The organism is Bacillus sp. MUM 116 (assembly GCF_001866655.1).
Lineage (GTDB): Bacteria > Bacillota > Bacilli > Bacillales > Cytobacillaceae > Neobacillus.
This window is the reverse complement of sequence record NZ_MLYR01000116.1, coordinates 1-9,629: the sequence shown is the minus strand read 5'-3', so window position 1 is coordinate 9,629 and position 9,629 is coordinate 1. Positions and strand designations below refer to the sequence as shown.

Here is a 9,629-nt window from a genome sequence, read left to right as displayed (position 1 = left end):
GTTATTTCCGTGACAATCTATGTGATGATTTCAGGGATACATGGATCGGCATGGACAGCTGTTATGAAGGACATTTTAGTCTTATCTCTGGTTCTCTTTATCGGAATTTATATGCCTTTTCATTACTATGGGGGTATTCATCCCATGTTTCAAGCTGTTTCAGAAGCGAAACCAGACTTTTTCACTTTTCCTGAAAAAGGGTTAAATCTTACCTGGTATACTTCCACCGTTTTGTTAACTGTAATTGGCTATTATATGTTTCCACATACATTTGGCCCAATCTACTCAGCAAAGAGCGGAAATGCTCTGCGCAGAAATGCTGTCATTACACCATTGTACACGCTGATGCTCCTGTTTATTCTCTTTGTCGGGTTTACCGCCGTGTTGCAAATTCCAGGGTTAGAAGGAGCTGCCGGCGATCTAGCTTTACTTCAACTTGTTACTAAAACGTTTGATCCGTGGTTTGTCGGACTAATCGGGGCCGCAGGATTATTAACCGCTTTAGTCCCTGGTTCCGTCCTATTGATGACTGGTGCAACAATCCTTACAAAAAATGTGTATAAAGTATTTTTTCCTAATACAACGGATGAAAAATTATTAATAAAAACCAAATTATTGGTCCCGGTGTTATCGGCGATTGGTTTATATTTTGCTTTAGATAAGGGGAATTCACTTGTCACGCTTTCCCTAATGGCATTTAATTTAGCTACACAGTTTTTCCCGCCGTTAGTTGCCGCTTTCTTTAAAAATAGTGTTGTAACAAAGCATGGTGCATTTACTGGAATTATCGTTGGTGTAGGTATCGTTGCATACGTTACCATCACAAAAACATCAATGGCTACACTATTTCCGTTCATGCCGTCATTCATTCAGGATTTAAATATCGGCTTTATTGCATTGGTGATTAATGCTATTTCAATGGTAATCGTGAGTATAATATCTCAAGCAATAGTAACTGTGAAAGATAAATCACAGACTATTTGATCCCTTAGTTGGTGAATAAGGGGTATCGGTGGTTTGTTTTTAGGATGACGCTGAGTATCGGTCATTATGTGTTTACGGTGATCGACAGGCTATGAAAGTTTAGAGTAGCCTATATAAAACTATAAATGACCAATCCGAATTAGGGTTGGTCAATTTTAGTTATACTAATTAGTTTTCTATGTTTAGAAATAATTGTATTAATAGTAAGGGTTTATAGTTTATAAACTCCAAATTTTCAATAGTAATGCACTTCTCCCCCTTTTATTTCCAGATTGCTACAAAAAAACACGATGCAATAAGAAATTCACTTCTTATCACATCGTATTAATTATTTTATGACTTTAATCGTACGGTAGTTTTGATTTCCAGCTTTATCAATCACGTAAACCTTTAAATACGTATTAGCTTTCTGAGTTTTTATAGCTACTGAAAATTTGCCATTTGAATAAACCGCCCCTTTGCCAATAAGTGTACTGCCTCTATAAATTTTCACTGTTGCGTATTTTTCGGCGCTTCCAGTTACAATTTTAGATTTAGAAGTGACTTTATTAACACTTTGAATAGCTGGTGGCGTCTTATCAACGACTTTTAAACTCTTCGGTGCACTTACATTTCCTACTTTATCTGTTGCAGTTACACTAATTGTTGTTCCGCTTTTTTGCTTCGAAATTGTAAATTTGTAGATACCGTTTGCTGCCGCTGTTGTACTTTTTTGATACATATTGTTGATAGATAATTTAACTGTTGAACCTGCCTCCGCTTTTCCCGTAACAATAGTAGAAAGATCTGATACACTATTCATTGAAGGAGTAGCTGGTTTAGTCTTATCAATTGTAAAGATGATTTTCGTTGTGTTGCCTTCTTCATCTTTAACAACTAAAGTGTATTTACCGTCTTTTTTAATTGTTTGACCATTTGTAAAGGCAATACCATTCAATAAAGCAGTACCTTCATCAAAAGTGATTGTCACATCTTTATTATAAGCAGCATTATGTTTGACTCCAGTTACAATTGGAGCAACAAAATCTTTCTTTTTGGCGATATAGGCAGAAGCTATATATCCAGAAGATTTACCATCGGTTGATGTGACATGGAACCATGTAAAAACGTTCTGGCTATCTTTATCTGGTTCTCCTGTATCTAGTTCTTCTGTATATTTGAAATCTCCATCCAAAATAAAAACCTTATTTAAAGGTTGTGCTGTCCACTTTGATGATGTGGTAGGCTGTTCTCTTAAAGGTGCTTCATCTTTTGTTACTCTTACTATTTCACCTTTTTTCAGAAAATAAACCGATTCATGAAGTTCATTCGTTAAAACATACTCTAACGTATTAAACTTAATATTTGTGCTGCTGTTTGGATCATAACTAAAATCTTTATACTCAAATGGAAAATTAGCTGGAGTTGTGTTATCTAAGAAGCTTTGTTCTTTAATATTATTAAAAACTTTATCTTGATAAGTATTCCAATTTCTAGAACCGTCACTACGTTTTATTGGACTATTTACCGGTGCGGTTCCATTGTATGCCATAACTGGAAAATACCAATTTTCAATTACTTCTCTTCCAGCACCTTTTATCCCAGGCAATTTTAAAGCTTCTAACCAACTGTACTTTTCATTTAAAATATTTACACCTTGATTGATATTATAAATAATATCTCTTTTAAGTCTTTCTGGATCTGGGTCAGAATCTGTTACTTGCATAATTCCATAACCTTTACCATCAGTAACGACTTGACCATTTTTAAACTGGAACCACCCAGAAGATTCTTTTTCGGCGATCCCTTTCACAACTTCAGGGGGTATATTCTTACTTATTGCTGCATTCGTTAACAAACAATTAATTTGTTGAAAGTTTGGATTTTCATTCGGTTTAATTTCACCCATTGGTAAACATTTTTTAGACCAATCCATTTCTTCTGCTGATGCTTTTCCAGCAACTAAACCAACAGAAAGAGTTGCTAATAAACCAACTTTTAATAAGATTGTTTTCAATACTCCACACCCTAATCAATTTAATATTTATCTATCTCTCTATCTATCTCTCTATTGTATCATAAGTAGTTTGATATTTTTTTATATTCTTAATCTATTAAAATAACAAAAAAGTGACTCAGAAAACTGAGCCACACAGGCTGTTGTCAAATCAGAGAGCAACTCAGGGGTATTTGATTCTAGTAAGGCAAATCAAAAAAATAATAGGATCGTTGCCATCATGATTGCTGTCATTTTTTTTCTAAACATTCTCCTCTGATTCTCCGTAAACTTTAAAACTTTATAAACTACGTTTGAACTTATTACTGATCTTTTTTATTGATTCGGTACAAGTGTCAGCCAGGCAACCATTGTTACAGTTTCAGACAAAACAGCTCCAACGGTATTAACAGTAGATCAGGTTTCAAACAAATCTACTCAAGTCATAGGTACAACTGAGGCTTTGGCTACAGTCACGGTTACCATTGGAACTAAGAAATACTCAGCGAAGGCAGATGTAAAAGGGTACTTTAAAGTAATCATTCCAACGCAAACAGCGGGTACAAAGCTGACCGTTACTGCCAAAGATGCTGCTGGTAATGTAAGTTCTTCTAAGAGTATTTCCGTTCTTGATAAAATAGCACCTGCTATACCAACTGTTAATACAGTTTCAAATCTAACAAAGGTTATCACTGGGAAAGCTGAAGCAGGTGCTACGATTACCGTTACAATCGGAACGAAAAAGTATACTGCAAAAGCGGACACAAAAGCCAATTTTAAAGTAACGATTCCAGTCCAAAAAGAGGGTACAAAATTAACGGTGACAGCGAAAGATGCGGCTGGAAATGTAAGTGCAGCTAAGAGTGTAATCGTTCTTGATAAAATAGCACCGAAAGCACCGAAAATAAGTACAGTTGTTAATAGTACAACAAAAGAAGTTACGGGGACAGCCGAAGCATACTCTACCATCACGATTAAAGTGGGTAATAAAGTAATTGGTACAGCTAATGCAAATAATAAGGGTCAATTTAAAGTGAACATCAAGAATCAGAAGAAAAATACGACCCTATATGTAACTTCTATGGATGAAGCAAAGAATGTTAGTCCAGTAACTAAAATAAAAGTTCGCTAAATTTAATTTGAAATCCCCTTGATAATCTAAAGATTAAGAGGGGATATTTTTTTCATAACATCGGGCTTTTTATAAGAGAGGATTCAAAGGACTTACTTGATTAATGAGTGCAATTTGTCCGAGCTATCGACAACTGGTCACGCCCTCATAAAACATCCCGCTATAGCCGGAAAACTCTTGAATTCCTTCCTCATGTTTCGAAATGAAATGACACCATTTCCTCTAGTAAGTTCGAATTCTAGCGGATATTCGTGACAGTTCAATGGGGTTTTATGAAATGATTTGATATGGAACTGGATAGCCTCTTCCTGGCTGCTCGCATAGATAAAGGCAAAAGCCTTCTGGTTCATCTTCAGGGAGTAGATGCCCACCTTATGAAACCCTAATACATTGTTTTCAATCATTTCCGCTACTTTCTGATGATCCGCTTGGTTTAAGTCTATTTTGGAAGAGTCGTCCTCTAATGAAATTTTCTCCTTTGCTAGTAAATGGTAGATGTAATGGGCCAATGAGGTTTCTTCAAAAAGTAAACAATCTTGGTATAGATCCTTCACAAGCATGTGACAACACCTCGTTATGAGATATCTTTCAGCCGTGGGCTTACGTTTAAAAGGGCTCAAAATAGGTTAAACAAGGGTAAGACTATGTTCCTTTTGGTCCTCAATCCTTCCTGTATGCTCGTTGTAATTCACCCTGATGGTTCCAACTGGACCATTTCGATTTTTCGAGACAATGATTTCAAGGGAATGATCCTCGGATTTCTTGTCATAATACGCTTCCCGGTACAAGAACAAAATGATATCGGCATCTTGTTCCACACTGCCCGATTCCCGAATATCTGACATCATCGGACGCTTATTGGCCCTAGATTCTACCGATCGATTGAGCTGTGCTAAACAAATGACGGGGCAATCAAAATCCTTCGCCATCGTTTTCAGAGATTTGGATATTTCCGTTACCTGTAAATGGGAATTCCCTCCGTAAAATTGACTAGATTGAATCAGTGTTAAGTAATCAATAAAAATGATTGGCTTCTTGTTTGGAAATTGATGCATCAGCTTTCTCGTTTTCGCTCTCATTTCGGCAATGGTTTGTCCAGCCCCATCAAAAATTTGCATATGGGTTTCCGTGAGATCCCCAATCACATCCGACCATCTATTCTTTTGATTTGGAGTAAGCATTCTTTTCGGATCCCGCATTTTTGCGCGGTTAAAGCCCCCTGTTGAAGCAATTAATCGGGATGTAATCAGCCTTTCAGGCATTTCTAAGGAAAATACAAGCGGCAAATATCCAGCCCAACCCGCCATTTTGGCAAAATGAAGCATCACGTCGGTTTTTCCCATTGAGGGTCTTGCCGCTAGAATCGTTACTTCCCCGTTCTGAAAGCCACCCGTCACTTCGTCAAGCTTTTTGATGGCTGTTGTGGCAGTTTTCAGGTCCATTTGATCCTCCCAGGGGGCCTCATAAATATTGGCCAATGCCTGCTGCAAGGACATGTGATCCGTCAGCTTCATTTGGTTAATTTTATCCAATTCGGCAATGACTTTCGCTATCTCCCAATCATTCATGGCGGCAATGCTCAAAATGTTTCGTTTTTCCCGCTCCTTCCACTGTTCAAGAATAAGCTTCTCCGTTCCGTCAAATTTCTCCACATCTGCATACGATAATAGCTCCGAAAGGTAAGACATTCCACCAAAGGATTCAAGGTCGGGTAAGGTGGTAAAGGTGATCAAATCAATATTCTTACCCGCTCGCGATAACTCCATCATTCTTCGCATTAATTCTTGATGCCGTGTACTTTCAAGCTGTTCCGGTTGAATCACGGTATCCTTTAGTAGATACTCCGCCTTCATCAAGCTCCCTAAGAACGTTTTTTCTGCGATACTCATCACGCTTCACCTGCCGTAAGGTCGAGTTCAAATTCTCTTGGAATTGCTCTTCCGAGAGGAGGCGATACGGGAATTGGCCTAGACTTACGTACAGGCTTTTGGGCCTCACCATATGAATCAACTTCTTCTACGGTCAGTAAAGATTCATTTTCCCAGTTTTTAAGAATCCCCACAATATAGTTCAGCCTTCGCTTGTTATTGGCACAGGCAATATTCATGGCTTTTAAAATCATCTCTTTCGGTTGTAAAAAGCTTGAATCATCCAGCCAAGATAACAGCTGCTGTTTCGCATTCACGTTCGTAAACCCAAATCCATTCGCGTCCCAAAACTCAGCAATTTCTTTCACATCTTCTGTTTTTTGATTACTCTGGAAGGCATTTTCTATGTCTGGATGATTATCTATACTTGGATAGAAAGCTCTTTGTTGTTTTTCTTTTTCATTTTCTTTTTGTTTTTCTTTTTGTCCACGTATCGTATGACGGTTCAGTAACGGATCGTCCATTTCTTCACATTCCGTTCTATATGTATCACTTTCATCTTGTTCTCTGACTTTGTTGCAGAAAAACATCTCTTCATGTTTATAAAAAGATTCATAAAGGCTGCGAATGTCCTGTTTATGAATGGATTCCGAAACATAAAGGATAAGCGAATGATCCTCCACCTCTTTTAATTCGGAAAGAATACAATCCATGACCGGTTTCCCGCCTTTATCCAGGTTATCTTTACCCCAGTTTTTAATCGCAAGTTCTCTTGTTTCAGGATTGTAGCGGATCAACTTGTGATGCTCGATGAAGCGCTCCATTAATGAGTGAACACTCTCAATTGAATAGCCCATATCAAAAGCCATTTGTTTTTTTGTGATTTTATAGATTCCAATTTGAGTCGTATGCGGATTCGTAAGCAGATAAAGATAAAAGTATTTGTCCTCCGGAGTCATCTCCTCTGAAACGATTGGATTCTTCCAAAATTCAGTACGCACCATTCTATATTTTGCCATCATAATCACTGTCCTTTCTTCTGACCACGGGCACGGTTCTCGAGGCTTTTTTGGACCATGGGAACCGTCGCAGTTGTATATTCTAGTTGCTCCGCTTTTCTTGTCTTTTCCGACCAAGCTGAATCCGATTTCTCTTCGGCTCTAGAACAAAACAAAGAGGATCTCTCCCCATCCCACAAGTAATCCTTCTAAACTGCTCCGCTGTCTGCAGCTTTGTGTTAAAGGCAGATAACCTGCATGGAACAATAAGCGTATGCCCATTCTTAAATTCAACCCTTGTCTTGTTGAAATAACTGCTCGTCCTTAGAATTTGATTTGGGTTCAACCAGATGGAATCCTCATTCTTGATAGATTTTGTTGGAAACACCACGATTCTTAAAATCGGATTCACCATGATGGGGCACATATAGGAATCTCCCATGATCCATTTGGAGGTTTCCAAAGCGCCTTTTAAATTAAAACCAATGCATCGGATGCTGTCGTCGAGAATTTTGACAGGGGATTTATCGACAAGGATGATTCCATCCGTTTGGGTTACCTTTGAACAAAGCATCGCGTTCCGATCAACATGGCCTTCCATGTACATAAAAGATGGCTTAATGATATGGAATTTTTCCATAAACGTTCCACAACTCCTTCATTATTAAAGAAAGTATGAAAAACAAAAGGTGAGAGCTATTCAATTAAGCGGTTGCAAAAATAAGGGATATCTTTTTGGCAAATGGTTTCATTGACTGTGGATTGGGTACTAACATTATGGGGTTGAATGAAGGGGTGCCGAGACTGAATGTTAAAGAAACTCTGGAGTATCCCATTCTCTTAAACAATATTATTTGTTCCCATTCCCCAAGATAAAAGGGCGGCAATGAACATGTGTATGATGATAGAAAAGCCGCCCCAATGAAGATCATTACAACTAATCGGTATGTATGTCTTCCAGGTCAATTATTTCGCGAATATCATTGATGTTAAAGGCGGTGGCAATCCGCAAAATATGGTTTAAATGAATATTTTGCCTTTTTTGATCTCTTAATTTACTTAAAGTAGGACGAGGAATATCCGTTAATCTGGACATCTCTCTTATGGACAAATCATGTTTCTCCACAAAGCTCTTCAATTTGACAATCACTTTTTTTTCCATCTCACTACCTCCACTCTGTTTGGATTGACTATAGTGAAAAAGTACCACAAAAAAATAATTCAAGTGGTATATGTTCACATGCCGTTTGTGGATTTTTATATAATTGTCAGGATTTTGTCAAATATTGCGGTTCCAACCTTCGACGACTTTCTTAATCATTCGAATAGAAAAAACTGTTGTATAAAGGGGTGTTACCGAATTTAATCAAACGATTGATTGGTGAGTAATTTTGTCGGAACCAATCAAGAATGGTCATAAAATAGTTTTTTTGGCAGAGCAACATAAGGTTTAGCTATTTCATGAAAAATTTAATCATTAAATGTTTGTGTAGAAGCCCAGTTTGTCGAAACTAGTACTTTTTTTTAACCTAAAGTCATTTTTTGATAGTTTAGGAGATTTATCGGGAAAAGCTCAACAGTATTATCGACAAAAAATTTCCTCGGAAACAGAACAATGTTCGTTTTCCAAAAGGCTTTGTTTTTGTTTTAATCAAACGTTTGATTGAAAAGATAGGTGTCGGAACTGGTTGGTTTGTAAAAGATTTGGTGCTATTTTCAAATCAATGGATTGCCGGAATTGGTCGGTTGGAATCTCCGGTGCTGCTTACGATTGAGAATGGAAGAATCGTTCATGCGGAAGGGGATGCAGAGCCAATGCTATTAGAGACTCTGGGTGATGGCGACGGCAGGAGCCTGGCTGAATTCGACATTGGTACGAATGATAAGGCGAGAATTACTGGCGTTGTCTTGGAAGATGAAAAGGTCTATGGAACCATCCATGTTGCACTTGGCAGCAATAATACATTTGGGGGAACCATCTCCGCTGGAGTCCACATCGATGGAGCTGTAAAAGAACCAAGCTTCTATATCTATGACCGTTTTATCATGGATAAAGGGAAATTTAACCAGACAGTAGGGACATCCCTGTGAAAATCAAAAAATCGCAGAGAGGGCATGAATATTCATACCATCTTGCGATTATTTCTTTAAAAATACTTAGACATTATCTCTTTAATTTGCTGTTGATCTAAAACGATTTGTGAGTTATTAGCTTTTAAGATATCATCATACATCGATTTCCCCACACCGTGTAATTGATGATAGGATAATTGTTTGTTTGGATCAAATTCCTTTACTGCAAGACCAAGGCTTAACATATCAGATGTTGACATATTGCTTGCAACAATAAAATCAGAGATAGAATTGATTAATGAAGGCAGATTCGCAATATTACTTGGATCTAATGCCTTTTTAGCAATTCCTTTCATAGCCTCTTCCTGCAATTGTTGGCGTCCGTATTCTCCATTTTTAAGCGAATAACGTTCGTGGACAATCTCTGTTACTAATTTTCCATCTAAAGTATGATTTCCAGCTTGAATGACTTTATTTTTATTTTCTTTATACCATGGATGGGTCAAGGTCACATCAAATGGAACATGCATATCAATATCGCCAACAGAATTTACCATGGATTGAAAGCCCCAATAATTGGTTTCTACATAGTAGTTAAT

9 protein-coding genes and 1 pseudogene are annotated in these 9,629 nt (G+C 37.6%); 3 read left to right on the top strand and 7 right to left on the bottom strand.

Annotation, left to right across the window (positions count from 1 at the left end):
* The coding region (locus tag BIV60_RS24010; protein ID WP_083402424.1) for a sodium:solute symporter family protein at positions 1 to 984 on the top strand (984 nt) is incomplete at its 5' end.
* Between the two features lie 328 nt (positions 985 to 1,312).
* On the opposite strand, the gene BIV60_RS24005 is transcribed toward BIV60_RS24010, so the two are convergent.
* The gene (locus BIV60_RS24005; RefSeq protein ID WP_071358235.1) at positions 1,313 to 2,980 is read right to left on the bottom strand and encodes an Ig-like domain-containing protein; all 1,668 of its coding nucleotides are present in this window, start codon (positions 2,978 to 2,980) and stop codon (positions 1,313 to 1,315) included.
* Between the two features lie 349 nt (positions 2,981 to 3,329).
* On the opposite strand from BIV60_RS24005, the gene BIV60_RS24000 reads away from it, so the two are divergent.
* Complete coding sequence (locus BIV60_RS24000) at positions 3,330 to 4,091, top strand: Ig-like domain-containing protein (RefSeq protein WP_256218527.1); 762 nt, start codon at positions 3,330 to 3,332, stop codon at positions 4,089 to 4,091.
* A gap of 137 nt (positions 4,092 to 4,228) precedes the next feature.
* Here BIV60_RS24000 and BIV60_RS23995 read toward each other — a convergent pair whose 3' ends face one another.
* The 5 genes from BIV60_RS23995 to BIV60_RS23975 all read right to left on the bottom strand — a co-directional run bounded on the left by BIV60_RS23995 (position 4,229) and on the right by BIV60_RS23975 (position 8,119).
* Positions 4,229 to 4,651: a hypothetical protein gene (locus BIV60_RS23995; RefSeq protein WP_071358233.1), complete on the bottom strand. Its 423-nt coding sequence runs from the start codon at positions 4,649 to 4,651 to the stop codon at positions 4,229 to 4,231.
* Positions 4,652 to 4,717: 66 nt separating this feature from the next.
* Entirely contained in the window at positions 4,718 to 5,980 is a 1,263-nt protein-coding gene (locus BIV60_RS23990; RefSeq protein ID WP_071358232.1) for a replicative DNA helicase, read from the bottom strand.
* Positions 5,980 to 6,978 (bottom strand): DnaD domain protein, encoded by a 999-nt coding sequence (locus BIV60_RS23985; RefSeq protein ID WP_256218526.1) that lies wholly within the window; start codon positions 6,976 to 6,978, stop codon positions 5,980 to 5,982. Before BIV60_RS23985 ends, BIV60_RS23990 begins: the two co-directional genes overlap by 1 nt.
* Before the next feature lie 82 nt (positions 6,979 to 7,060).
* Complete coding sequence (locus BIV60_RS23980; protein ID WP_071358231.1) at positions 7,061 to 7,597, bottom strand: competence protein ComK; 537 nt, start codon at positions 7,595 to 7,597, stop codon at positions 7,061 to 7,063.
* 297 nt (positions 7,598 to 7,894) lie between these two features.
* Complete coding sequence (locus BIV60_RS23975) at positions 7,895 to 8,119, bottom strand: helix-turn-helix domain-containing protein (protein WP_071358230.1); 225 nt, start codon at positions 8,117 to 8,119, stop codon at positions 7,895 to 7,897.
* A gap of 566 nt (positions 8,120 to 8,685) precedes the next feature.
* Between BIV60_RS23975 and BIV60_RS23970 the strand changes: the two are divergent.
* Positions 8,686 to 9,048: pseudogene (locus BIV60_RS23970) on the top strand (2,5-dihydroxypyridine 5,6-dioxygenase NicX family protein); the annotation flags it as partial.
* 56 nt (positions 9,049 to 9,104) lie between these two features.
* On the opposite strand, the gene BIV60_RS23965 reads toward BIV60_RS23970, so the two are convergent.
* The coding region (locus BIV60_RS23965; RefSeq protein WP_141770540.1) for an LCP family protein at positions 9,105 to 9,629 on the bottom strand (525 nt) is incomplete at its 5' end.

Bases quoted from the DNA above. Each gene is read 5' to 3' on its own strand.
- BIV60_RS23995 (WP_071358233.1), bottom strand. From the start codon at position 4,651: ATGCTTGTGAAGGATCTATACCAAGATTGTTTACTTTTTGAAGAAACC.
- BIV60_RS23990 (WP_071358232.1), bottom strand. From the start codon at position 5,980: ATGAGTATCGCAGAAAAAACGTTCTTAGGGAGCTTGATGAAGGCGGAG.
- BIV60_RS23985 (WP_256218526.1), bottom strand. From the start codon at position 6,978: ATGGCAAAATATAGAATGGTGCGTACTGAATTTTGGAAGAATCCAATC.
- BIV60_RS23980 (WP_071358231.1), bottom strand. From the start codon at position 7,597: ATGGAAAAATTCCATATCATTAAGCCATCTTTTATGTACATGGAAGGC.
- BIV60_RS23975 (WP_071358230.1), bottom strand. From the start codon at position 8,119: ATGGAAAAAAAAGTGATTGTCAAATTGAAGAGCTTTGTGGAGAAACAT.